Genomic DNA, 24,459 nt, shown 5'->3' on the forward strand with positions numbered 1-24,459 from the left:
CTCGGCGGTCCGTCAGCCCGTCAGCTCGCCAACGGCGGCTGGCTGTCCGTCGGCCGTCGCGTCCATGGGCGACCCCTGGTGGCCACCGGCCCGATCACCCAGCGAGAGGCCACCCTGCCTCACGCCCAGCTGCTACACGGCCCCGAAGGTCTCTCCACCCCTGGGTGGAGGCGGGCCGGTACCGGATTCCACCCGTGATCCACCCGGGCTCCGATCCCGTGGCCTGCGGACTTCCGTAGCTTCGAAGGCGTCGGCAGCACTCGCTTCCGGCACCGCCCTTTCGCTCACGGAGGTCCAGATGCCCGGGCTCGTCAACGTGCTGGTGACCGTTGCCGTGGTCGCCATGGTGATAGCGCGGCAGTTCCGTGCCCGGGCGATCGACACGGACCGGCGATGGTGGCTGCTGCCCGTGATCCTGGCCGTCGTCTCACTGCGCGAGCCCGGCATCCTCGACGCCCACCACCGTGCCGAATCCGCCGTACTGCTCGTGGTGGAGTTGTTCATCGGCCTGGTCACCGGCGTCGGCTGGGGCTGGACCACCCGTATCTGGACCGCGCCGGACGGCGTCGTATGGACCAAGAGCAGCAAGGCGAGCGGCGCTGTATGGATCGTGGGCATAGCCCTACGAGTCGGCGTCTTCGCCCTCGGCTCCGCTCTCGGCGTGCATCAGGACAGCTCTGCGCTGATGCTCGGCGTCGCCGGCACCTTGTTGGTCCGCGGTGGAATCCTGGCCTGGCGAGCCCAGTCCGTCGGCGCCCCGAGCCGCCCTGCCCAAAGCCATCCCGCCCCGAGCCGTCCCGCCCCGAGCCGTCCGGCTCCGGCGTACGGTGACGACGAGCGGTCGGCGTGGAAGGAGCGCGTGTGACAGAGAACGCCTGGACGCGCTGGCCGTCACGCGAAGCGCTCGGCCGCTCGGGAACCACCCGTTCCCGGCGCATGCTCGTCTGGGCCGTCCGACTGCTCGTGCTGGCCATGCTCCTCTGGGGTGCCTTCCACCAGAGGCACGTCGGTCTCTGGGAAACACTCGCGGCAGCGGCGGCGATCCTCCTCGCCGCTCTCGTCTCCTGGGCTTTCTTCCGGACCACCTACGAGCACCGGCTGGTGCCCTCCCTCGCGCTCATGGGCGTGCTCCTGGGCATCGCGGTCGCCGCGGAGGCCACGGGATTCACAGGGCCGGCCCTCGTGATCTGGTGCGGCTGTGGCGTCGGCGCGCTGGAGCGGCTGCCGCTGGGGGCCGCGGTCCCCGTCGCGTCGGTGGCGCTGACCTCATACTCCGCGTTCACCAACGACGTCTGGCTGACCACGGCCGCCACCGTGGCCGGTATGGCCCTCGCCGGGTACGTCCTGCGGCTGGACGCGGAGGCCCGGGGCAGTGCGCAGCGGCTGCTCGCCCAGGAGCGCGCCGCCCGCGCGGCCGAGGCCGAGTCCGCCGCACTGGCCGAGCGTGCCCGTATCGCCCGGGAGATCCACGACGTGCTGGCGCACAGCCTCTCGGCGCAGCTCGTGCACCTGGAGGCGGCCCGGTTGTTGATCGAGAACGGCGCGGATCGTGAGCGGATCCTGGAGCGGGTGGTGGCCGCCCGGGGCATGGCCCGCGACGGCCTCGCGGAGACCCGGCAGGCGCTGTCCGCGCTACGCGGCGAGCTGACCCCGCTGGAGGACTTCCTCGCCGAACTCGTCAGCACGGCGGACGGCGCCGAGGTCACCGTCACAGGTGAACGCAGACCCCTGCCGGCCGAGGCGTCTCAAGCGGTGCGGCGGGTCGCCCAGGAGGCACTGACGAACGTGCGCAAGCACGCGCAGGGCGCCGAAGTGACCGTGCGGCTCGACTACGGCGAGCATGAAGTGACGCTGAACGTACGGGACTCGGGCGGCGAAGGGGGCGAACTGAACGGCTCCGGGGGCGGGTACGGTCTGCTGGGCATGCGTGAGCGCGCCGAACTGCTGGGCGGCTCGCTGGACGCGGGGCCGGACGAGGAGGGGTTCGTGGTGACGCTGAAGGTGCCCGTATGACGGAGAGGGAAGGGGAGAGGAAGCCCGCGCGGGTGGTGGTGGCCGACGATCAGACCGTGGTCCGTGAAGGCATCGTGATGTTGCTCGGGCTGTTGCCCGGCGTCGAGGTCGTCGGGGCCGCGGGAGACGGGGAGGAGGCGGTGCGGCTGGTCGGGGAACTCGCCCCGGACGTGGTGCTGATGGACCTCAGGATGCCCCGCTGCGACGGAGTGGAGGCCACCCGGCGGATCCGGGAGCGGTACCCACGCACACAGGTCGTGGTGCTCACCACCTACGCGGACGACGACTCGCTGTTCCCCGCGCTCAGAGCAGGGGCCCGGGGCTACCTGACCAAGGACGCGGGCGGAGAAGAGATCGTCCGTGCCGTGCACAGTGTGCTCTCGGGGGATGCGGGGCTGTCGCCGAGTGTCCAGCGGCGGTTGCTGGAGAGGCTGTCGCAGGCCGAGCCCGTGCCGGTGCCCGCGGCCGATGAGGCACCCGACGGGCTGACCACGCGCGAGACCGAGGTCCTTGTGCTGATCGGCGAAGGTCTCACCAATCAGGAGATCGCCCGTCGGCTGCATGTGTCGACCGCGACGGTGAAGACCCACATCAACAATCTCTTCGCCAAGACGGGTCTGAAGGACCGGGCGCAGGCCGTGCGGTACGCCTACGGCAAGGGGCTGGTGCGGCCACCCACCGGGTGAATCACCTGATGGGGTGAAGAGCCCGAGGAAGAAGAGTCAGGGATCTTCCCGTTCTGTCCATCCTTGGGCATGCAGTCAAGCAACGGTCGTCCTCGTGGAGTCGGGGACGGTCCCGAGAGATCGGCCGGGAACCAGGAAGACGACGGCGCGTCCTCCCGTGACGCGGCGTACGAGGACCCTTGGTACGACACGTCGGCCTCGGGCTGGGGAGAGCTGGACGGTGCGGGCATGCCGGCGCTGGCCGTGCCGCCCGCGCGCGCCGAGTCCGGCGCGGCGGCGGCGCGCGCCCGCGATGTGTACGTCGAGGTGCAGCGGAGCGAGGCGTTCCAGGAGGTGCGCGGAAGGTACCGGCGGTTCGTGGTGCCGGGGGTCATGGCCTTCCTGGTGTGGTACGTGGCCTATGTGGTCGCCGCGACGACCGCGCCGGGACTGATGGCCCGGCCCGTGGTGGGGGCGGTGAACGTGGCGATGCTCGCGGGGCTCGGGCAGTTCCTCACCACGTTCCTGTTCACGTGGGCCTACGCCCGGCACGCGCGGCTGCGTCGGGACCGGGCCGCGCTGGAGCTGCGCTGGGACACCCAGGAGTTGGCCCGCGGAGTGCAGGGAGGGGCCCCGTGACCGGTGATCACCAGACACTGGCGCTGCTGCTGTTCAGCGGGTTCGTGGCGGTCACCCTCGCGATCACGACGTGGGTGAGCCGCAGGCGGCACGGTTCGGCGGAGGAGTTCTACGCGGGCGGGCGGCTGTTCTCCCCGATGGAGAATGGTTTTGCCATCGCGGGCGACTACATGTCGGCGGCCTCCTTCCTGGGGATCAGCGGGCTCATCGCGCTGTACGGGTACGACGGTCTGCTGTACGGGGTGGGATTCCTCGTCGCGTGGCTGGTCGTGCTGTTCCTGGTCGCCGAACTGGTGCGCAACTGCGGGCGGTTCACGCTGGCCGACGTGGTGGCCGCCCGGATGAGCGAGCGGCCGGTGCGGATCGCCGCGGGAGCGTCCTCGGTCACGGTGTCCGTGCTGTACCTGGTGGCGCAGATGGTCGGCGCGGGGAGTCTGGTGGCGTTGCTGCTGGGGCGGACGAGCGGCGCGGCCCAGTCCTGGACGGTCATCGGTGTCGGTGCGCTCATGGTGATCTATGTGTCGTTGGGAGGGATGCGGGCCACCACGTGGATCCAGATCGTGAAGGCGGTCCTGCTGCTGAGCGGGACGGTCGTGCTGACCGTCCTGGTCCTGCTGCGTTTCCACGGCGATGTCGACCGGCTGCTGCTCACGGCGGCGGACCGCAGTGGTCATGGGAGGGCGTTCCTGGCGCCGGGGCTGAAGTACGGCGGGGACTGGAACGCCCGGCTCGACTTCATCAGCCTGGGGCTCGCGCTGGTGCTGGGCACGGCCGGGCTGCCGCACATCCTGTCCCGTTTCTACACCGTGCCGACCGCGCGGGCCGCCCGCCGTTCCGTGGTGTGGTCCATCGGTCTGATCGGCGGCTTCTACCTGATGACGATCGTCCTCGGCTTCGGGGCGGCGGCGGTGGTGGGGCCGCGGGCCGTACGCGGATCCAACGCGGCCGGGAACACGGCGGTTCCCCTCCTCGCCCTCGACCTCGGCGGCGGAGCGGGCTCGACCGGCGGCACCGTGCTGTTCGCGGTGGTCGCCGCCGTGGCCTTCGCCACGATCCTCGCGGTGGTCGCGGGCATCACGCTCGCCTCCTCGGCCTCGGTGGCCCACGACCTGTACGCGTCACTGCGCCGCCGGCGCGGCAAGCCCCGCAGTGAGGTGGCCGTGGCCCGGTGCGCGGCGGTCGGCATCGGTGTCGTGGCGATCGGGCTCGGCCTGCTGGCCCGTGATCTCAATGTGGCCTTCCTCGTCGGTCTCGCCTTCGCGGTGGCCGCCTCGGCGAACCTGCCGGTCCTGCTCTACTCGCTGTTCTGGCGCGGCTTCACCACGCGGGGCGCGGTGTGGGCGGTGTACGGCGGACTGCTCCCGGCGATCGGCCTCGTCCTGCTCTCCCCGGTGGTGTCCGGCAGCCCGGAATCCCTGTTCCCCGGCGTCGACTTCCAGTACTTCCCGCTGGAGAACCCGGGCATCGTCTCCATCCCGCTGGGCTTCCTCGCCGGCTGGCTGGGCACGGTGACCTCGGACGAGGTTCCGGACGAGGCCAAGTACGCCGAGACGGAGGTGCGCTCGCTGACCGGGGCCGGAGCCGTGTAGCCGGGTCGAGGCCCCGCTAGGTTCTGTCGTCAAACTCCCGTCTGCCGCGCGACGCCATGCACGCACTCTCGCCGCACCGGCCCCAGACCCGAGTACGCCCAGTACGAGGGCCTGTGGCCGGCACGGCGAGAGCACGCACCTGACGCCGCACGGCCCGCCCTCCGGGCGGACGACGGGAGTTTGACGACAGGACCTAGGGCGCCACCCAGGCGTACCGGTGTTCCGGGCGGCCGGTGTCGCCGTACTTCAGGGAGAGTCGGAGGCGGCCCGCCTGTTCGAGGTGGCGGAGATAGCGCTGGGCGGTGGAGCGGCTCAGGCCGGTGCGGGCGGCCACTTCGTGGGCCGAGAGCGGATGGTCGGCGCGGTGCAGGACGCCGCAGATGAGGTCGGTCGTGGGCTCGGAGTGACCGGTCGGCAGGCCGGGCGCGGAAGGGGCGGGGGCGGTGCGCAGGGCGCCGAAGATCCGGTCGACCTGTTCCTGTCCCGTCAGGCCCCGGCCGCCCACGCGGTCGACCGTGCGGCGCAGGGCGGCGTAGGAGTCCAGGCGGGTGCGCAGCGCGGCGAAGGTGAACGGCTTGACCAGATAGTGCAGGGCGCCCAGGCGCATCGCCTGCTGGACGGTCGTCACATCGCTGGCCGCAGTGATCATGATGACGTCGGTGCCGTGACCCTGCTCGCGCATGCGGTGCACGAGTTCGAGGCCGGTGTGGTCCGGCAGGTAGTGGTCGAGCAGGACCAGGTCGATGGAGCCGCGTTCCACGGCGGCCAGGGCCTGGGCGGCGCTGTGCGCGCGGGCGGCCACCCGGAAGCCGGGAACCTTTCCCACGTACTTGGCGTTGATCTCAGCGACACGGAAGTCGTCGTCGACCACCAGGACGTCAATCATCAGGCCTCTCCTTACAAGGCCGGCGAGCGTTCAGCCCGTGTTTCGGCTCCGCAGTTGTAGCGCGAGCAAAACGAGCACAACAGGTTCTTGCGAGCAAAAGAACGGCTTGTGCTCACAAGACTCCTGCTGTGGCCGGGGCCACACCTACCGTCCCGGCCCATGAGCGCACACACCAGCCCCGCCATCGAGCTGCGGGGCGCGAGCAAGACCTTCAGAACCCCGTCCGGGGGACTGCACACGGCGGTGCGCGGCCTGGACCTCACCGTGGAGCGCGGCGAGTTCGTGGCCGTCGTAGGACCGACCGGATGCGGCAAGTCCACGACGCTGACCCTGGTCAGCGGCCTGGAGGAGCCCACCGAGGGCGAGGTGCTGGTGGCCGGGGAACCGGTCGACGGGGTCGGCGACAAGGTCGGCTTCGTCTTCCAGCAGGACGCCACCTTCCCCTGGCGGACCGTGCTGTCGAACGTCATGGCGGGTCCGCGTTTCCGGGGCGTGCCCAAGGCGGAGGCCAAGCAGAGGGCCCGCGACTGGCTGGCCCGGGTGGGGCTCGCCGCCTTCGAGGACCGCTATCCGCACCAGCTCTCCGGCGGCCAGCGCAAGCGGGTGGCCCTGGCGGCCACCTTCGTCAACGACCCCGAGATCCTGCTGATGGACGAGCCGTTCTCGGCGCTCGACGTGCAGACCCGCGCGCTGATGTCGGACGAGCTGCTGGAGCTGTGGGAGGGCACCGGCGCCTCCGTCGTCTTCGTGACCCACGACCTGGAGGAGTCCATCGCGCTGGCCGACAAGGTCGTCGTGATGACCGCCGGGCCCGCGACCGTGAAGCAGGTCTTCGACATCGACCTGCCCCGCCCGCGCAAGGTCGAGTCGGTGCGGCTGGAGCCGCGGTTCATCGAGATCTACCGCGAGATCTGGGAGTCCCTCGGCGAAGAGGTCCGCATCACCCGCGAGAGGGGTGCCGCCCATGTCGCCTGACGTCCTCAGCACCCCGGTCGTGGACACCGTCAGGACACCCGATCGCGCGCAGACCCGCGCCCAGGCCGCACGCCGGCGCAAGCTCCTCGTCAACGTCGTGCGCCTGGTGCTCCTGGTGGCCGTCCTCGGGCTGTGGGAAGTTCTGTCCCGCGCCAAGGTCATCGACCCGTTCAACTTCTCGATGCCCTCGAAGATCTGGGACCAGATCTGGACCTGGGTGACCCATGGGACAGCGCTCGGCTCCCTGGGCGAGCAGATCTGGTACACGCTGTACGAGGCGCTGCTCGGCTGGGTCATCGGCGTGGTCGCCGGTGTGCTGCTCGGCATTGCGCTCGGGCGGATCAGATTGCTCGCCGAGGTTCTTGGTCCATACATCAAGGTGCTCAACTCGATTCCCAGGATCGTGCTGGCGCCCATCTTCCTGATCTGGTTCGGTCTCGGACCGTCCTCCAAGGTGGCCTCCGCCGTGGTGCTCGTCTTCTTCCCGGTGTTCTTCAACGCCTTCCAGGGCGCCCGCGAAGTGGACCGCAACCTCGTGGCCAACGCCCGCATCCTGGGCGCGAGCGACCGCAGGGTGACCCTCCAGGTGGTCATCCCGTCGGCCACCTCCTGGATCTTCACCAGCCTCCACGTCAGCTTCGGCTTCGCGCTCATCGGCGCCATCGTCGGCGAGTACATCGGCGCCACCAAGGGCATCGGCCTGCTCGTCTCGCAGTCGCAGAACACCTTCAACGCCGCCGGCGTGTACGCCGCGATGGTCATCCTCGCCGTCGTCGCCCTCGTCGCCGAGGGGCTGCTGACCTTCGCCGAGCGCCGCATCTTCCGCTGGAAGCCCACCGGTTCCGACAGCTGACCGGTCCCCTCGCCACCCCCCGCTCCTTCCCGCACCGCCCTCTCACAAGGACGTGAACCCGCATGCGCAAGACCGCCAGACACGCCTCACTGGCCGCCGCCGGACTGCTCGCCCTCTCCTCGCTCACCGCCTGTGCCAACGACGCGGCGAGCTCCACGGCCGACACCGGCAGCGGTGGGGGCGGCGGAAAGGGGGAGACCGTCAAGATCATGGTGGGCGGCCTGGACAAGGTCATCTACCTGCCCGCGATGCTCACCCAGCGCCTCGGCTACTTCCAGGAGGAGGGGCTGAACGTCGAGCTCCTCAGCGAGCCCGCCGGGGTCCAGGCCGAGACCGCCCTCGTCTCCGGGCAGGTGCAGGGAGCGGTCGGGTTCTACGACCACACCCTGGACCTTCAGGTGAAGGGCAAGTCGGTGGAGTCGGTCGTGCAGTTCTCGCACGCGCCCGGCGAGGTCGAGGTCGTCTCGAACAAGGCCGCCGGCGACCTCACCTCGCCCAAGGACTTCAAGGGCCGCAAGCTGGGCGTGACCGGCCTCGGTTCCTCGACCGACTTCCTCACCAAGTACCTGGCGGTCAAGAACGGGGTGAGGATCAGCGACTTCACGCCGGTCGCGGTGGGGGCCGGACCCACGTTCATCGCGGCGCTCCAGAAGGGCGCGATCGACGGCGGCATGACCACCGACCCGACCGTCGCGACGATCCTGGACAAGAAGGCCGGCAAGATCCTCATCGACATGCGCACCCCCGAGGGCTCGCAGGAGGCGCTGGGCGGGCCGTACCCCTCGTCAAGTCTGTACATGCAGACGGAGTGGGTGAACGGACACAAGGAGACCGTCCAGAAGTTGGTCAACGCATTCGTCAAGACGCTCAAGTGGATGTCCACGCACAGCGCCGACGAGATCGCCGCCAAGATGCCCGCCGACTACTCCCAGGGCGACAAGGCGTTGTACGCGCAGGCCATCAAGAGCACCCTTCCGATGTTCACCGACGACGGCGTGATGCCCCAGGGCGGTCCCGAGACCGTCGAAAAGGTCCTCAAGGCGTTCAACCCCAACATCAAGAACGCGAAGGTCGACCTGAACAAGACGTACACGACGGAGTTCGTCAAGGCGGTCAAGTGACCGCCGACGCGTCCATGTGAATCGCGCTCAGGCGCGGGTCGCCCACACGTAACGGTGTTCCGGGCGGCCCGCGTCGCCGTACTTCAGGGTCAACCGGGCCCGGCCCGTGCGCTCCAGGAGCTTCAGATACCGCTGGGCGGTCTGCCGGCTCACCCCCGTCCGCTCCGCGATCTCCTGGGCGGACAAGGGGCCTTCGGCGTTCAGCAGCGCCTGGCGCACCAGTTCGGCCGTCGTGGGGGAGTGCCCCTTGGGCAGCCCGGGCTCCGAGGGAGCGGACAGGGCGCCGAAGATGCGGTCCACCTCCGCCTGCTCGGCCTCCCCGCCGCCGTCCAAGGTGCGCCGCAGCTCGGCGTACGCCTCCAGCTTCGCCCGCAGACCGGCGAAGGCGAACGGCTTCACCAGGTACTGCAACGCGCCCTGCCGCATGGCCGCCTGCACGGTCGACACGTCCCGCGCGGCCGTCACCATGATGACGTCGGTCTGGTGGCCGCGCCGGCGCATCTCCTGGACCACCGCGAGACCCGTGTCGTCGGGCAGGTAGTGGTCCATCAGAACGAGATCCAGCCGGGGCAGCACCTCGACCTGGCGCAGCGCCTCGGCCGCGTTGTGCGCCTCGCCGGCGACATGGAAGCCGGGCACCTTCTCCACGTAGGCGGCGTTGACCCGGGCGACGCGGGTGTCGTCGTCCACCACCAGAACCTCGATCATCGCGCTTCCTCCTCGGCGACGGCAGCGGTCTCGACAGATCCCCCGGGCACCGCCGGTTCCAGTTCCGGCTCGGTCAGCGCCTCGGGCAGGACCACGGTGAACTCCGCGCCGCCGCCGGCCGCCGCGCCCACGGCCGCGCTCCCGCCCTGCCGTTCGGCCAGCCGGCGCACCAGGGAGAGCCCGATGCCCCGCTTGCCGTGCGCGGGCGGCTTCTTGGTGGACCATCCGTCCGTGAAGATCAGCTCCCGCTGGTCCTCGGGGATCCCGGGGCCCGTGTCACGTACCCGCAGCACGACCGTACGGCCCTCCGCGCGCAACTCGACCTCCACGCGCGCGTGCGGTGTGCCCGCGACCGCGTCGAGGGCGTTGTCCACGAGGTTGCCCACGACCGTGACCAGCCCCCGGGGATCGATCAGCCGGTCCGGGAGCCGGGTGCGCTCCGACACCCACAGGGCGACCCCGCGCTCGGCCGCCACGGTCGCCTTGCCCACCAGGAGCGCGGCCAGCAGCGGGTCCTGGATCTTCTCCGTGACCTGCTCGGCGGTGGCCCGGTGGTCCCCGACCACCTCGCCGACGAACTCCACGGCGTCGTCGTACATCTCCAGCTCCAGCAGCCCCAGCAGGGTGTGCATGCGGTTGGCGTGTTCGTGGTCCTGGGCGCGCAGGGCGTCGATCAGCCCGCGCGTGGAGTCGAGTTCGCGTCCCAGCTGCTCCAGCTCGGTGCGGTCGCGCAGGGTCGCCACCGCGCCGCCGTCGCCGGTGGGCATGCGGTTGGCGACCAGGACGCGATGGCCGCGCACGGTGAGCAGATCGGTGCCGGTCACCCGGCCGGCCAGCACGTCCGTCGTACGGCCCGCGCCGAGCGCCTCGTCCGGGGTCCGCCCGACCGCCTCGTCGCCGATGCCCAGCAGTCGCCGTGCCTCGTCGTTGAGCAGGCGGATACGGCCGCCCCGGTCGAGGGCGACCACACCCTCCCGGATGCCGTGCAGCATCGCCTCGCGCTCCGCCAGCAGCGCCGAGATGTCGGAGAAGGCCAGGTCCCGGGTCTGCCGCTGGACACGGCGCGAGATCAGCCAGGCGGCCAGCGCGCCCACAGCGAGCGCACCACCGGCGTACGCGAACAGGCCCGGGATCGCGCTGATCAGACGCGCCCGCACGCTGTCGTAGGCGATGCCGACGGAGACCGCGCCGACGATGCGGTGATCGGCGTCGTACAGCGGCACCTTGCCGCGCGCGGAGCGGCCCAGGGTGCCCCTGTCGATCTCCATGACCTCCTGACCGGCCAGGGCGTCGGTGGGGTCGGTGGAGACGCGCCGGCCGATCTCCGAGGCCGTGGGGTGCGACCAGCGCACCCAGTTCCGGTCCAGCACCACGATGTACTCGGCGTGCGTGGCCCGCCGGATCCGCTCGGCCTCTTTCTGTACCGGGCCGTTCCTGGTCGGCGGGGTGGTCAGGACGCCCTCGGCGATCTGTGGGTCCTGGGCCGTGGTCTCGGCGATGGCCAGCGCGCGGCGCATCGCCTCCTGGTCCAGCTGCTTGCTCAGCGGGGCGAGGAAGAGCCCGGTCGCGAGCACCGCGACCCCCGCGGCGATCGCCACCTGCATCAGCAGCACCTGGGAGAACATCCGCCGCGGCAGACCGAGGCGCAGCCGGCGGGCGGGGGGAGTGGGGCTCATACCCATGACGGTACGTGGGGCGGCCGGACGCACCCCAGCGGGTGTGGTGTGGATCTCTTGATCAATGCGTTGATCAAGGGTTGACGGCACCCCGGCCCCGGGGCAGCACCCGCCCTCAGGGCGGCTCCCGTGCTCAACACCCACCCCGGTGACGGCACTGCCGGCTAGCTCGCCAGCGCCGTCGGTCTCAGCTCGCGCACTTCGACCACGTCCATCCGCGCGGGCGTGCCGAGCACCGCCGCGCCGCAGCTCTCGGGGCGGGGCGGCAGTGACGTGCCCCGCGCCACGGTGACCCGCCACCGGCGGCCGTCGGCGTGCCGGACGGTGACCTCCCAGCCCGGGGCGGTGGCGTCGGTCCGTACGACGCTGAGCACACCCGCCCGGTACTCGCCCGCGGCCGACCGGACGGCCAGCTCGGCCGCCTGGCCGGGTCGTTCCCACGCGGAGCACCCCCGGCATCCCTCTACGACCACACGGCCCTCCTGGACGCCGTGCAGGGCCTCCTTGACGGTGTGCGTCTCGGCGCGGCCGTAGGCGTAGCCGTACGGCAGGACCAGCACCGTGGGCGCGAACCGATGTCCACCCAGATGGGTGACCTCCCAGACGCCGCGCACCCCCGAGGCGACCAGCTCCGTGGCGAGCGGGCGGCCCAGGAGGGCACAGCAGCGGTCGCGCTTGCCGTTCGTGCACACGAGCGCCAGCGGATCACCCTGGTGCGGCCGGCCACCGAGCACCGCTCCGAAGGAACGGTCGTCGCCCGCTCCGAGGCCGGCGAAGTCGAGGTCGAGCAGCCTCCGCGGATCGCGCGTGGTGGCGCCGTGCAGCCACACGCGTCCGGGCACGGTGTGCGCGGCGTACACCTGCCGGACCGGGGGCGTACCGGGGTCGGCGTGGCGCCCGGGACGCCGGATGAGGGCGATCCGCACGCCGGTTCCGTCGGCGGCGGCCTCCAGCGCCCGCCCCAGCGCCGGGTCCAGGTGACTGGACGTGAGCGCCTTGGCGCCCCAGGGGCCGGGCTGTTCCAGCAGCAGCCACGTCGTCGCCGTCGCCGCCGTACCGGACACCGGCTCGTCGAGGCTCCGGGAGACGGTCGCACACCTACTCACAGAGGTGAGCCTAACCTGACTCTCCCCGGGGCGACTTCCGGCCCGCCCCGTGTCCTACTCCGGGAGGGGCCGCGGCGGGCGCGGACCGACGTAGTGACCGCTGGGGCGCATGCGCAGCGGGCGCTCGCCGTACTCCTCCAGGGCGTGGGCGATCCAGCCCGCGGTACGCGCGACGGCGAAGATCGTCTCACCGGCCGTGGCCGGCATGCCGCTGGACGCGGTGAACACCGCCAGGGCCAGGTCGACATTGGCGTGCAGCGAGGTGTGCCGGGCGGTCGTCGCGACGATGTCACGGGCCGCGAGCAGCGCGGACTCCGCGCGCGGGACCTGCTCCAGGAGGCCGAACAGCACCCTCGCGCGGGGGTCCTCGCCGGCGTACAGCCGGTGGCCGAGACCGGGGACGCGGCGGCCGGCGCGCAGCTCGTCGGCGATCACCGGGACCGCCGTGCCCTGGTCGAGCACGTCCAGGAGCATCCGGTGGGCCAGGCCGCTGGCGGCGCCGTGCAGCGGGCCCTCCAGCACGCCGAGCCCGGCCGAGACGGCCGCGTACGCGTGCGCCCGGGCCGAGGCGGCGACCCGGACCGCGAGCGTGGACGCGGCCAGGTCGTGGTCGGCGAGCAGGGCGAGCGCGGTGTCCAGGACGCGCAGGGAGGCCTCGTCGGCCGGGTGACCGGTCAGCCGTCCCCACAGCCGCTGCGCCAGCGGCCCGCCGTCCTTGTGGTCGGCACGGACGGGAGGGAGCGCGGTGACGAGGGTCGGGATGAGGACGCGCGCCGTGTTCAGCACGGCGTCCTCGGACAGGTCGAAGCGCAGCGGGTCCTCGGCAGCCGCGGCGATCGCGGCGACCCGCAGCCGGTCGACCGGGGAGGCGTGTTCGGACAGGGCGTCCACCGCGCGGCGGGCGACAGCGACGGTGGGCCCGGGCGCGGAGAACGTCACCCCGGGGGTCAGCCGGCCGGTCCACAGCCACTCCGCGACCTCCTCGTAGGACTGGCGGGTGGCCAGGTCGACGGCGTCCACGCCCCGGTAGAAGTACCGGTCCTCTTCGATGAGCGTGATCCGGGTGCGGACGGACAGGTCCCCGCCGGAGCCCGGAGTCCCGGCCGCCTCGCGCCGGTTGCGGCGGGCGAGGGCCTCGACCTCCTTCGCCTCGAAGGTGCTGGACCGGCCGCCGGGTTCGCGTCTGCTGCTGAGCAGGCCGCGGCTCACGTACGCGTAGACCGTCTCGGGCTTCACGCCGAGCAGTTCGGCGGTCTCCTTGGTGCTCAGCCGGCGCCCGGGACGGTGGGGAGCGGTGTCGTGATCGCGCATGGGGGTCACGGTAGCCGCCTCTGCACATGTTGATGAGTTCATATTGATTGAATCAACATTGACAAAAGATCAGTCAAGCATGGACAGTCAGATCAAGTTCCGGGTGGAAACCAAGGAGGAGATCCATGGCCGTCAACACGCCCGCCACCCCGCTCATCGACGCCCCGCGCGGTCTCGCCGGCGTCGTGGTCGCCGAGACCGAGATCGGTGACGTCCGGGGCCGGGAGGGCTTCTACCACTACCGGCAGTACTCGGCCGTCGACCTCGCGCGCACCCGGAGCTTCGAGGACGTCTGGCACCTCCTGGTCCACGGCACCCTGCCGGACACCCGGCGCGGTGCCGCCTTCGCCGCCGAGACGGCCGCGCTGCGCAGCCTGCCCGAGGACGTCCGCGCGGCCCTGCCCGCCATCGCCGCGGCCGGGCGGCGCTCCGGACCGCTGGCCGGACTGCGCACGGCACTGTCCCTGCTCGGCGCGGCCCAAGGCTTCCGGCCGGTGTACGACACCGACGCCGACCAGCGCCGCGCCGACACCCTGGCCGCCTGCGCGGCCGTACCCACCCTGCTCACCGCGCTGTACCGGCTGGGCATAGGTCTCGACCCGGTTGAGCCGAGCGAGGACCTCTCGTACGCGGCCAACTACCTGTACATGTTGACGGGTTCGGAACCGGACCCACGCCGGGCGCGTGCGATCGAGCAATACCTGATCTCAGCCATTGATCATGGATTCAATGCGTCAACCTTCACCGCACGCGTCATCGCCTCCACGGGCGCCGACGTGGCGGCCTGCCTGACCGGTGCCGTCGGTGCCCTGTCCGGGCCGCTGCACGGAGGCGCGCCGAGCCGGGCCCTGGACACCCTGGACGCGATCGGCACGCCCGACCGGATCGACGCCTGGATCCGCGAGCGGGTGCTCGCCGGTGACCGGATCATGGGCTTCGGGCACGCCGTCTACCGCACGGAGGACCCGCGGTCCAGGATGCTGCGCGAGATCGCCCTCGGCTTCGGCGGCCCGCGGGCGCACTTCGCCGTCGAGGTCGAGCGCCGTGTGGAGGAGATCCTCGCCGAGCTGAAGCCCGGCCGCGAACTCCACACGAACGTGGAGTTCTACGCCGGGGTGGTCATGGAACTGTGCGGCCTGCCCCGGGAGATGTTCACCCCCACCTTCGCGGCGGGACGGGTCGTGGGCTGGAGCGCCAACATCCTGGAGCAGGCCGCCGACTCGAAGATCATCCGCCCGGTGGCGCGGTACGTCGGCCCGGAGCCGAAGGCCGCGGTGCCCACCGCCGAGTGAGCGCGATGGGCCCACGTCCCCTGCCGCCTGCTGCGGCGCCGTGCCCCCCGGCCCCCGCCGTGTCCTGCGCCGCCCACTGTGTCTCTGCGCCGCCCGCCGTGCCCCGTTGCCGACCTCTGTAGCGCCATGCCGCCCACCGTGTCCGCAAACCTCGCCGCCGCCGTGTCCGCAAGCAGACCTCCGTGGCGTCATGCCGCCCGCCACCCCGGCGTCCCCGTCCCGCTCGTATCCTTGACGCGCAGTCCATGCCCGTCCGCGCATCGCGACGCGAACCGGTGCGCCCTGGTACGTCAGAGAGGTCGCCCGTTGGGGAACAGCCTGGCACGCGGCGGCGGTCCGCAGCAGATCCCGGTCGTCGTGCTCGCCGGGTTCCTGGGCTCCGGGAAGACCACGCTCCTCAATCACCTGCTGCACCGCAGCGGAGGCAGCCGGATCGGGGCCATCGTCAACGACTTCGGGGCCATCGAGATCGACGCGATGGCCGTCGCCGGTGCCCTGGGCGACTCGACCGTGTCGCTCGGCAACGGCTGCCTGTGCTGTGCCGTCGACGCGAGCGAACTCGACCTCTACCTGGACCGGCTCGCCGCGCCCGGCGCCGGGATCGACGTGATCGTCATCGAGGCCAGCGGGCTGGCCGAGCCCCGGGAACTCGTGCGCATGGTGCTCGCCAGCGAGCACCCGGGCATCGTCTACGGCGGCCTGGTGGAGGTCGTCGACGCCGCCGAGTTCGACGACACGCGGGCGAGGCACCCCGAGATCGACCGGCACCTGGCGCTCGCCGATCTGGTCGTCGTCAACAAGCTCGACCGCACGGACGACGCCGAGCGGATGATGGGGGTCGTCCGTGCGCTCACCGACCGGGCCGCCGTCGTCCCCGCCACCTACGGCCGGATCGATCCCGAGTTCCTCTTCGACTGCCGGCCGAGCGAGGAGCGCCTCGGGCAGCTCTCCTTCGACGACCTGGACGACCACGACGCAGACGACCACGCCGCCGATGACCACGAGGCCGACGCCCCCCGCGCCGACGACCACGCCGGACATCTGCACACCGGCTACGACAGCCTGTCCTTCACCTCCGACGTGCCCCTGGAGCCCCGTCGGCTCATGCGGTTCCTGGACAGCCGGCCCGAGGGGCTGTACCGGATCAAGGGGTACGTCGACTTCGGGCCGTACGACCCGCTCAACCGCTACGCCGTGCACGCCGTCGGCCGGTTCCTGCGCTTCTACCCGGAGCCCTGGCCGTCCGGCGAGGACCGCCTCACCCAGCTCGTGCTGATCGGTGCCGGCATCGACGCGGACACCCTCGGCAAGGAGCTGGAGGCGTGCAGGGACGACGCCCCCCACGCCGACGAACACGGCATGTGGGGCGTCCTGCGCTACGTACAGGGCCCGGACAAGGCGGACGCCGACGTGGAGGATCCGCCCGCCTAGAGCCACCGGGCGGGCCTCAGGGGGCCCGCCCCAAGCCCGTCTACAGCACCGGCCCCGCCACGACAGCCACCGTCTTCGCCAGCGACGTGCCCGAGCCGTCCCGGCGCGGGTCCGGCTCCGGCAGGTCCGCCGGGGTGCCGTTCTTCTGCGCCGCGAGCGCGGGCGTCGGGCCCGCCCAGGCCAGCGACAGGCAGTCCTCGCCCTTCAGGAACCGCTGGCAGCGCACGCCGCCCGTCGCCCTGCCCTTGCGCGGGTACTGGTCGAACGGGGTGAGCTTGGCCGTCGTCTGCACCGAGTCGTCCAGCGTGCCGCGCGAGCCCGCGACCGTGAACACCACCGCGTCGACGGCCGGGTCGACCGCCGTGAAGGAGATCACCTTCGCGCCCTCGGTCAGCTTGATGCCCGCCATGCCGCCCGCCGGGCGGCCCTGCGGACGCACGATGGAGGCCTGGAAGCGCAGCAGCTGCGCGTCGTCCGTGATGAACACCAGGTCCTCCTCGCCGGTGCGCAGCTCCACCGCGCCGACGATCCGGTCGCCCTCCTTGAGGGTGATGACCTCCAACTCCTCCTTGTTGGACGGGTAGTCGGGCACCACGCGCTTGACGACGCCCTGCTCGGTGCCGAGCGCGAGACCGGGGGAGGACTCGTCCAGCGTGGTCAGGCAGACCACCGTCTCGTCGTCCTCCAGGGAGACGAACTCCGCCAGCGGGGCCCCTCCGGAGAGGTTCGGCGCGGTCGCCGACTCGGGCAGCTGCGGCAGGTCGACCACGTTGATCCGCAGCAGCCGGCCCGCCGAGGTCACCGCGCCGATCACCCCGCGCGCGGTCGCCGGCACCGCCGAGACGATCACGTCGTGCTTGACGCGCTTGGCGCCCGCCGCCTCCGGGAACGGCTCGGCGGTCGCCGTACGGGCCAGCAGCCCCGTCGAGGACAGCAGCACCCGGCACGGGTCGTCGGCCACCTGGAGCGGGACGGCGGCCACCGGGGCGCCCGCGGACTCCAGCAGGACCGTGCGCCGGTCGGTGCCGAACTTCTTCGCCACGGCTGCCAGTTCGGCCGAGACCAGCTTGCGCAGCTCCGCGTCCGACTCCAGGATCCGGGTCAGCTCCTCGATCTCCGCGGTGAGCTTGTCCTTCTCCGCCTCCAGCTCGATCCGGTCGTACTTGGTGAGCCGGCGCAGCGGCGTGTCGAGGATGTACTGCGTCTGCACCTCGCTCAGCGAGAAGCGCTCGATCAGGCGCTCCTTGGCCTGCGCGGAGTTCTCGCTGGACCGGATGATCCGGATGACCTCGTCGATGTCGACCAGCGCGGTCAGCAGGCCCTCGACCAGGTGCAACCGGTCGCGCCTCTTGCCGCGGCGGAACTCGCTGCGGCGCCGGACCACGTCGAAGCGGTGGTCCAGATAGACCTCCAGCAGCTCCTTCAGGCCCAGGGTGAGCGGCTGGCCGTCGACCAGGGCGACGTTGTTGATGCCGAAGGACTCCTCCATCGGGGTCAGCTTGTACAGCTGCTCCAGGATCGCCTCCGGCACGAAGCCGTTCTTGATCTCGATGACCAGGCGCAGGCCGTGCTCGCGGTCGGTGAGGTCCTTGACGTCGGCGATGCCCTGGACCTTCTTCGCGTTGACCAGGTCCTTGATCTTCGCGATGACCTTCTCGGGGCCGACCGTGAACGGCAGCTCGGTGACCACGAGGCCCTTGCGGCGGGCGGTGACCGTCTCGACCGAGACCGTCGCGCGCATCTTGAAGGTGCCGCGGCCGGTCGCGTACGCGTCCCGGATGCCGTCCAGGCCGACGATCCGGCCGCCGGTGGGCAGGTCCGGGCCCGGGACGTGCTTCATCAGCGCGTCCAGGTCCGCGTTCGGGTTCCGGATCAGGTGGCGGGCGGCGGCGATGACCTCGCGCAGGTTGTGCGGCGGCATGTTCGTCGCCATACCGACCGCGATGCCCGAGGAGCCGTTGACCAGCAGGTTCGGGAAGGCGGCGGGCAGCGCCACCGGTTCCTGCTCCTGGCCGTCGTAGTTCGGCGCGAAGTCGACCGTGTCCTCGTCGATCGACTCGGTCATCAGGCTCGTGGCCTCGGCCATCCGGCACTCGGTGTACCGCATGGCGGCCGGCGGGTCGTCGTTGCCCAGCGAGCCGAAGTTGCCGTGGCCGTCGACCAGCGGCACGCGCATGGAGAAGGGCTGCGCCATGCGCACCAGGGCGTCGTAGATCGACGCGTCGCCGTGCGGGTGCAGCTTGCCCATGACCTCGCCGACGACGCGGGCGCACTTCACGTAGCCGCGTTCGGGGCGCAGGCCCATCTCGTTCATCTGGTACACGATCCGGCGGTGGACCGGCTTCAGGCCGTCACGGGCGTCCGGCAGGGCGCGCGAGTAGATGACCGAGTACGCGTACTCCAGGTAGGAGCCACGCATCTCGTCCACGACGTCGATGTCGAGGATCCTCTCCTCGAACGAATCGTCGGGCGGCGGGGTCTTCGTGCTGCGGCGGGCCATCGCTGCCGGCTCCTTGCTGAAAGGATGGACGGAACTGACGCGGACCATTGTGGACCGACGCACTGACAACCTGTGCCGCGACCCGGTTCCACAGGACCTGCCGGGGCCGGGGGCCGGGCCCCGGCAGGGTGGCGATATCCGCTCTGGGCGTACGTGCCGCGGGAACTTCGCCGGGGCCCCGCACGCTTTGCATACAGTGGCAGGAACGGCAGGAAAACCGCGGTTTCCATCAACCGCCTCCGCTCGCGAAGGGACGTACATGCCCATGGGTCACACGACCACAGCCGAGGCAGGCTCCGGGGGCCTGACAGCGACCGAGCACCGCCTGGCCAACGGTCTGCGCGTGGTGCTCTCCGAGGACCACCTGACCCCGGTGGCGGCGGTCTGCCTCTGGTACGACGTCGGCTCCCGCCACGAAGTCAAGGGGCGTACCGGCCTGGCTCACCTTTTCGAGCACCTGATGTTCCAGGGCTCCGCGCAGGTCAAGGGCAACGGCCACTTCGAGCTGGTGCAGGGCGCCGGCGGCTCGCTGAACGGCACCACCAGCTTCGAGCGGACCAACTACTTCGAGACCATGCCCGCCCACCAGCTGGAGCTGGCGCTCTGGCTGGAGGCCGACCGCATGGGCTCGCTGCTGGCCGCCCTGGACGACGAGTCCATGGAGAACCAGCGGGACGTCGTCAAGAACGAGCGCCGCCAGCGCTACGACAACGTGCCGTACGGCACCGCCTTCGAGAAGCTGACCGCGCTCTCCTACCCGGAGGGCCACCCGTACCACCACACGCCGATCGGCTCGATGGCGGACCTGGACGCGGCCACCCTGGAGGACGCCCGCCAGTTCTTCCGCACCTACTACGCACCGAACAACGCGGTGCTCTCCGTGGTCGGTGACATCGACCCCCAGCAGACCCTCGCCTGGATCGAGAAGTACTTCGGCTCCATCCCGTCCCACGACGGCAAGCCCGCCCCCCGCGACGGCTCCCTGCCGGACGTCATCGGCGAGCAGCTGCGCGAGGTCGTCGTGGAGGAGGTCCCGGCGCGCGCCCTGATGGCCGCCTACCGGCTCCCGCACGACGGCACGCGCGCGTGCGACGCGGCCGACGTCGCCCTGACCATCCTCGGCGGCGGCGAGTCCTCCCGCCTGTACAACCGGCTGGTGCGCCGGGACCGGACGGCCGTCGCGGCCGGCTTCGGCCTGCTGCGCCTGGCCGGCGCGCCGTCCATGGGCTGGCTGGACGTGAAGACCTCCGGTGACGTCGAGGTGCCGGTCATCGAGGCCGCCATCGACGAGGAGCTGGCCCGCTTCGCCGCGGAGGGCCCCACGCCCGAGGAGATGGAGCGCGCCCAGGCCCAGCTGGAGCGCGAGTGGCTGGACCGGCTCGGCACGGTCGCCGGCCGCGCCGACGAACTGTGCCGGTACGCGGTCCTGTTCGGCGACCCGCAGCTCGCCCTGACCGCGGTCAAGCGCGTCCTGGAGGTGACCCCGGAGGAGGTCCAGGAGGTCGCCGAGGCACGCCTGCGCCCCGACAACCGCGCGGTCCTCGTGTACGAGCCGAAGTCCCCGGAGGCCGCCCCGGACGCCGGGGTCCCCGAGGACCCCGAGCACGAAGCGACCGTAGAGGCGGGCCGCGAAGAGACCGAGAACGAGGAGACGGCCAAGTGACCGAGCTCGCCACCATGGACTTCCACCCCCAGCCGCGGCCCGGCGAGGCCAAGCCGTGGGCGTTCCCGGCGCCCGAGCGCGGCACCCTCGACAACGGCCTGACCGTGCTGCGCTGCCACCGTCCGGGCCAGCAGGTCGTCGCCGTCGAGGTGCTGCTGGACGCGCCGCTGGACGCCGAGCCGGCCGGCCTGGACGGCGTCGCCACGATCATGGCGCGGGCCTTCTCCGAGGGCACTGACAAGCACTCCGCCGAGGAGTACGCCGCCGAACTGGAGCGCGCGGGCGCCACCCTCGACGCGCACGCCGATCACCCCGGCGTCCGGCTCAGCCTTGAGGTCCCGGCCTCCCGCCTGGCCAAGGGCCTCGGTCTGCTCGCCGACGCCCTGCGCGCGCCCGCCTTCGCCGCGAGCGAGGTCGAGCGGCTGGTCCGCAACCGCCTGGACGAGATCCCGCACGAGCTGGCCAACCCCTCCCGCCGGGCCGCCAAGGAGCTCTCCAAGGAGCTGTTCCCGGCGACCTCGCGCATGTCCCGTCCGCGTCAGGGCACCGAGGAGACGGTCGAGAAGATCGACGAGGCGGCCGTCCGCGCCTTCTACGACCGCCATGTGCGGCCTGCCACGGCCACTGTGGTCGTCGTCGGCGACCTGACCGGTACCGACCTGGACGCGCTGCTGGGCGACACCCTGGGCGCCTGGACGGGCACCCCGGGCGAGCCCCGTCCGGTGCCGCCGGTGACCGCCGACGACACCGGGCGTGTGGTGATCGTGGACCGGCCCGGCGCGGTCCAGACGCAGTTGCTGATCGGCCGGATCGGTCCCGACCGGCACGACCGGGTGTGGCCCGCCCAGGTGCTCGGCACGTACTGCCTCGGCGGCACCCTCACCTCCCGCCTTGACCGCGTGCTGCGCGAGGAGAAGGGCTACACCTACGGCGTGCGGGCCTTCGGGCAGGTCCTCAGGTCCGCGCCGGACGGCACGGGCGCGGCGATGCTCGCCATCAGCGGCTCCGTGGACACCCCGAACACCGGCCCGGCGCTGGACGACCTGTGGAAGGTGCTGCGCACGGTCGCGGCGGACGGCCTGACCGACGCCGAGCGGGACGTCGCCGTGCAGAACCTGGTCGGTGTGGCGCCGCTGAAGTACGAGACCGCGGCGGCCGTCGCGAGCACGCTGGCGGACCAGGTCGAGCAGCACCTGCCCGACGACTTCCAGGCGACGCTGTACCAGCAGTTGGCGGCCACGGGCACGGTGGAGGCCACCGCGGCCGTCGTGAACGCCTTCCCGGTGGACCGCCTGGTGACCGTCCTCGTCGGTGACGCCTCGCAGATCAAGGCGCCGGTGGAGGCGCTGGGCATCGGTGAAGTGACCGTGGTGGCGGCCGAGTAGACGCGACCGTGGTGGCGGCCGGATGACGGCACGCGCGCGTGGGGCCCCGGCGACCTACGGGTCGTCAGGGCCCCTCGTTGTTCCACTCGTCCCTCAGATGCCCGTTTTGGGGCGGAGGTTGCCTGTCTGCCCTGTGGGATGCGCTACAAAATCCGGGATGCGTTTGAGGATTGACAGCGCGCTTGCGTAGCTTCGTCCGGGCTGTTCGTCAGGCAGTGCGCCGCACCCGCGGCACCGGACAGTCATCGCCGAGTCCCCGTACGGCGCGAGCCAGGGGAGCCGGGGACCCACCGTCCCTGGGGTGAATCGGGCGCCCGCGCGATGCGCGAGGGGGCCCGTAGGAGACCTTCCTGCTCCGAACCCGTCAGCTAACCCGGTAGGCGAGAGGGAAGGAAAGGACCAGCCACTTCATGGCGTTCATGTGCGCCACCGGGAAGCACCGCAAGCCCGGCCGGGTCAAGCGGACCACCGTTCAGGCGGCCGGCGTCGCGGCCCTCACCACCACCGGTGTGATCGGCACCCTCGCCGCCTCCCCGGCGCTCGCCGCCGAGAACTCCACGGAGCAGACCGGCCTCACCCCGGTCGTCGCCGTGTCCGAGGACGTCGCCGACGAGATCGGCGCGCAGGCCGCCGCGCAGCAGGAGGCCGCCGAGCAGAAGGCGGCCGAGGAGGCCGCGGTGAAGGCGGCGGCCGAGCGGGCCCAGGAGATCCGCGCCGCCGAGGCCCGGGCCGCCCGCGAGGCCGAGCGCAAGCGGCTGAACATGTTCGTCGCCCCGATCGCGCACTCCTACGTCTCCACCGCCTACCAGGCCAGCAGCTCCCTGTGGTCCTCCGGTTCGCACACCGGCATCGACTTCCACGCGGCCAGCGGCACGGCCGTCCACGCGGTGGGTTCCGGCACGGTCGTCTCGGCGGGCTGGGGCGGCGCGTACGGCAACCAGGTCGTGATCCGCATGGCCGACGGCATGTACACCCAGTACGGGCACCTGTCGTCCATCGGGGTCACGGTGGGGCAGAAGGTCGTCGCGGGCCAGCAGATCGGCCTGTCCGGTGCCACCGGCAACGTCACCGGCGCGCACCTCCACTTCGAGGCGCGCACGACCCCCGAGTACGGCTCGGACGTCGACCCCGTCGCCTACCTCCGCAAGCACGGCGTGCGCGTCTGACACCGACCGCACGTCTGTCCGAGGCCCCGGCTCACCGAGCCGGGGCTTTCGCCGTTTTCCGCGGTGTCCGCCGGATCCGCTGTCCAAAAAATAGCCATGGATTAGGGCCCGGCGTCGGAAATTCCGGTTCGTTGGAATAGAGTCACGGAACACACGTCCATCGTCGACGTTTCACGGGGATTAAGACGGAGGTCGGTCATGCGTATTCCGGCGCACTCGGTGTGCACGGCCATCCGGGACGACATCGTCGCGGGTGTCCACGAGCGCGGCAGCCGCCTCACCGAGGAGGTCCTGGCCCGCCGCTACGGCGTCTCGCGCGTCCCCGTGCGCGAGGCCCTGCGCACCCTGGAGGCCGAGGGCTTCGTGGTGACGCGCCGGCACGCGGGCGCGTGCGTGGCCGAGCCGACCGAGCAGGAGGCCGCCGACCTGCTGGAGATGCGGACGCTGCTGGAGCCGCTGGGCGCCGCCAGGGCCGCCCAGCGGCGCACCGAGGCGCATCTGAAGGTGCTGCGCGGTCTGGTCCGGCTGGGCCAGGAGCGGGCCCGCAGGGGCAGCAACGAGGACCTGCGTTCGTTGGGCGGCTGGTTCCACGAGACGCTCGCCCAGGCCTCCGGCAGCACCTCGCTGACCTCGATGCTCACCCAGTTGCGGCACAAGATCGCCTGGATGTACACGGTGGAGGCACCGACCGGCCCGGTGGAGTCCTGGGCGGAGCACGGTGCCATCGTGGACGCGGTGGCGCGCGGCGACGCGGAGCGCGCGCGGGCGCTCACGGCCCTGCACGCCGAGCGTGGGACGGGCGCGCACCGGTTGCGGTTTTCTCCCGCCGCGGAGCGGGTGAGGACTTCGCAACATGCCGTAAACATGTCGGGCCCGCGGCATTAACAAGCGCACCGTATACAAAGAAGAGGTATTTCCGGGCGGCGTATTTCCTGCTGCCCGAATTCACTCGTGCCGAAATTCCCCGGAGTTCGCCGGGCGCCGGCGGGCGGTAAATCCACGGCACGCCGGGCCGCGTGCGTCCGGATACGGCGAAGCCGCGCCGCCCCGAAAGGCGAACGCGGCTCCGGCGCTCTGTGCGGTGGTCGCTCAGACGGTCTCGGGCAGCTCTTCCAGGCCCTCGGAGACCAGCTTGGCCAGACGGTCCAGGGCGGCGTCGGCGCCCTCGGCGTCGGAGGCGAGGACGATCTCCTCGCCACCCTGGGCACCCAGGCCCAGGACGGCCAGCATGGAGGCCGCGTTGACGGGGTTGCCCCCGGCCTTGGCGATCGTCACCGGGACGCCTGCGGCCGTGGCGGCTCGGACGAAGATGGAGGCGGGGCGGGCGTGGAGGCCCTCGGCCCAGCCGACGTTGACGCGGCGCTCAGCCATGTGTTGCTGCCCTTCGGTGTTCAGGTTGTCTAGACCAGTTTCCCATATCGTGAAGCGTGTCCGGAGCGGACGTCCGTCCCCTCCGGTGTGGCACCGGACCGCGGCCTCG

Annotated in this window: 21 protein-coding genes and 1 riboswitch; of the genes, 14 read left to right on the top strand and 7 right to left on the bottom strand. The window is 71.6% G+C overall.

What is annotated here, in order from left to right:
* Positions 1–298: 298 nt before the first annotated feature.
* From ACH4LD_RS04660 to ACH4LD_RS04680, 5 genes are all read left to right on the top strand, one after another.
* Positions 299–865 (top strand): DUF1453 domain-containing protein, encoded by a 567-nt coding sequence (locus ACH4LD_RS04660; protein WP_398054537.1) that lies wholly within the window; start codon positions 299–301, stop codon positions 863–865.
* On the top strand, positions 862–2,013 hold the full coding sequence (locus tag ACH4LD_RS04665) for a sensor histidine kinase (RefSeq protein ID WP_398054536.1): 1,152 nt from the start codon (positions 862–864) through the stop codon (positions 2,011–2,013). Before ACH4LD_RS04660 ends, ACH4LD_RS04665 begins: the two co-directional genes overlap by 4 nt.
* Positions 2,010–2,699, top strand: coding sequence for a response regulator (locus ACH4LD_RS04670; RefSeq protein WP_398054535.1), 690 nt, complete (start codon positions 2,010–2,012; stop codon positions 2,697–2,699). The genes ACH4LD_RS04665 and ACH4LD_RS04670 overlap by 4 nt, the downstream gene beginning before the upstream one ends.
* A 69-nt stretch (positions 2,700–2,768) precedes the next feature.
* Positions 2,769–3,317 (top strand): DUF485 domain-containing protein, encoded by a 549-nt coding sequence (locus ACH4LD_RS04675; protein WP_398054534.1) that lies wholly within the window; start codon positions 2,769–2,771, stop codon positions 3,315–3,317.
* Positions 3,314–4,906, top strand: a complete 1,593-nt coding sequence (locus tag ACH4LD_RS04680) for a cation acetate symporter (RefSeq protein WP_398054533.1) — start codon at positions 3,314–3,316, stop codon at positions 4,904–4,906. The genes ACH4LD_RS04675 and ACH4LD_RS04680 overlap by 4 nt, the downstream gene beginning before the upstream one ends.
* Before the next feature lie 193 nt (positions 4,907–5,099).
* Here the strand turns inward: ACH4LD_RS04680 and ACH4LD_RS04685 are convergent, their stop codons facing one another.
* Positions 5,100–5,792 carry a response regulator gene (locus tag ACH4LD_RS04685; RefSeq protein WP_103815941.1) on the bottom strand — a complete coding sequence of 231 codons (693 nt, stop codon included), beginning with the start codon at positions 5,790–5,792 and terminating at the stop codon, positions 5,100–5,102.
* A gap of 159 nt (positions 5,793–5,951) precedes the next feature.
* Here ACH4LD_RS04685 and ACH4LD_RS04690 point away from each other — a divergent pair, with 159 nt between their 5' ends.
* The 3 genes from ACH4LD_RS04690 (at position 5,952) to ACH4LD_RS04700 (ending at position 8,741) form a co-directional block, all read left to right on the top strand.
* Positions 5,952–6,767, top strand: a complete 816-nt coding sequence (locus ACH4LD_RS04690) for an ABC transporter ATP-binding protein (RefSeq protein ID WP_014675484.1) — start codon at positions 5,952–5,954, stop codon at positions 6,765–6,767.
* Positions 6,757–7,620, top strand: coding sequence for an ABC transporter permease (locus tag ACH4LD_RS04695; RefSeq protein ID WP_398054532.1), 864 nt, complete (start codon positions 6,757–6,759; stop codon positions 7,618–7,620). The genes ACH4LD_RS04690 and ACH4LD_RS04695 overlap by 11 nt, the downstream gene beginning before the upstream one ends.
* Positions 7,621–7,682: 62 nt before the next feature.
* Positions 7,683–8,741 carry an ABC transporter substrate-binding protein gene (locus ACH4LD_RS04700; protein ID WP_398054531.1) on the top strand — a complete coding sequence of 353 codons (1,059 nt, stop codon included), beginning with the start codon at positions 7,683–7,685 and terminating at the stop codon, positions 8,739–8,741.
* 27 nt (positions 8,742–8,768) lie between these two features.
* On the opposite strand, the gene ACH4LD_RS04705 is transcribed toward ACH4LD_RS04700, so the two are convergent.
* The 4 genes from ACH4LD_RS04705 to ACH4LD_RS04720 all read right to left on the bottom strand — a co-directional run bounded on the left by ACH4LD_RS04705 (position 8,769) and on the right by ACH4LD_RS04720 (position 13,542).
* A complete protein-coding gene (locus ACH4LD_RS04705; protein ID WP_132783339.1) occupies positions 8,769–9,449 on the bottom strand; it encodes a response regulator in 681 nt (226 codons plus the stop codon).
* Positions 9,446–11,125, bottom strand: a complete 1,680-nt coding sequence (locus ACH4LD_RS04710; protein WP_398054530.1) for an ATP-binding protein — start codon at positions 11,123–11,125, stop codon at positions 9,446–9,448. Before ACH4LD_RS04710 ends, ACH4LD_RS04705 begins: the two co-directional genes overlap by 4 nt.
* A gap of 164 nt (positions 11,126–11,289) precedes the next feature.
* Positions 11,290–12,231 carry a sucrase ferredoxin gene (locus tag ACH4LD_RS04715; protein WP_398054529.1) on the bottom strand — a complete coding sequence of 314 codons (942 nt, stop codon included), beginning with the start codon at positions 12,229–12,231 and terminating at the stop codon, positions 11,290–11,292.
* A 54-nt stretch (positions 12,232–12,285) separates the two neighbouring features.
* Positions 12,286–13,542, bottom strand: a complete 1,257-nt coding sequence (locus ACH4LD_RS04720; protein ID WP_398054528.1) for a citrate synthase — start codon at positions 13,540–13,542, stop codon at positions 12,286–12,288.
* A 125-nt stretch (positions 13,543–13,667) separates the two neighbouring features.
* Between ACH4LD_RS04720 and ACH4LD_RS04725 the strand changes: the two genes are divergently transcribed.
* Together ACH4LD_RS04725 and ACH4LD_RS04730 are read left to right on the top strand one after the other, a co-directional pair.
* Positions 13,668–14,834, top strand: coding sequence for a citrate synthase (locus tag ACH4LD_RS04725; protein ID WP_398054527.1), 1,167 nt, complete (start codon positions 13,668–13,670; stop codon positions 14,832–14,834).
* A gap of 306 nt (positions 14,835–15,140) precedes the next feature.
* Complete coding sequence (locus ACH4LD_RS04730) at positions 15,141–16,265, top strand: CobW family GTP-binding protein (protein ID WP_398054526.1); 1,125 nt, start codon at positions 15,141–15,143, stop codon at positions 16,263–16,265.
* Between the two features lie 40 nt (positions 16,266–16,305).
* On the opposite strand, the gene ACH4LD_RS04735 is transcribed toward ACH4LD_RS04730, so the two are convergent.
* Complete coding sequence (locus ACH4LD_RS04735; protein WP_398054525.1) at positions 16,306–18,765, bottom strand: DNA topoisomerase (ATP-hydrolyzing) subunit A; 2,460 nt, start codon at positions 18,763–18,765, stop codon at positions 16,306–16,308.
* Positions 18,766–19,024: 259 nt separating this feature from the next.
* On the opposite strand from ACH4LD_RS04735, the gene ACH4LD_RS04740 reads away from it, so the two are divergent.
* The 4 genes from ACH4LD_RS04740 to ACH4LD_RS04755 all read left to right on the top strand — a co-directional run bounded on the left by ACH4LD_RS04740 (position 19,025) and on the right by ACH4LD_RS04755 (position 23,864).
* Positions 19,025–20,428 (top strand): M16 family metallopeptidase, encoded by a 1,404-nt coding sequence (locus tag ACH4LD_RS04740; protein ID WP_398054524.1) that lies wholly within the window; start codon positions 19,025–19,027, stop codon positions 20,426–20,428.
* Positions 20,425–21,813: a M16 family metallopeptidase gene (locus tag ACH4LD_RS04745; protein WP_398054523.1), complete on the top strand. Its 1,389-nt coding sequence runs from the start codon at positions 20,425–20,427 to the stop codon at positions 21,811–21,813. Before ACH4LD_RS04740 ends, ACH4LD_RS04745 begins: the two co-directional genes overlap by 4 nt.
* A 236-nt stretch (positions 21,814–22,049) precedes the next feature.
* Positions 22,050–22,211: riboswitch (cyclic di-AMP (ydaO/yuaA leader) on the top strand.
* Between the two features lie 12 nt (positions 22,212–22,223).
* Positions 22,224–22,979, top strand: a complete 756-nt coding sequence (locus tag ACH4LD_RS04750; protein ID WP_398054522.1) for a M23 family metallopeptidase — start codon at positions 22,224–22,226, stop codon at positions 22,977–22,979.
* A gap of 198 nt (positions 22,980–23,177) precedes the next feature.
* Positions 23,178–23,864 carry a GntR family transcriptional regulator gene (locus tag ACH4LD_RS04755; RefSeq protein WP_398054521.1) on the top strand — a complete coding sequence of 229 codons (687 nt, stop codon included), beginning with the start codon at positions 23,178–23,180 and terminating at the stop codon, positions 23,862–23,864.
* A gap of 204 nt (positions 23,865–24,068) precedes the next feature.
* Here ACH4LD_RS04755 and ACH4LD_RS04760 read toward each other — a convergent pair whose 3' ends face one another.
* Positions 24,069–24,350 carry an HPr family phosphocarrier protein gene (locus ACH4LD_RS04760; protein WP_014675499.1) on the bottom strand — a complete coding sequence of 94 codons (282 nt, stop codon included), beginning with the start codon at positions 24,348–24,350 and terminating at the stop codon, positions 24,069–24,071.
* Positions 24,351–24,459 lie beyond the last annotated feature (109 nt).

Source organism: Streptomyces sp. NPDC017676, from assembly GCF_044329325.1.
GTDB lineage: Bacteria > Actinomycetota > Actinomycetes > Streptomycetales > Streptomycetaceae > Streptomyces.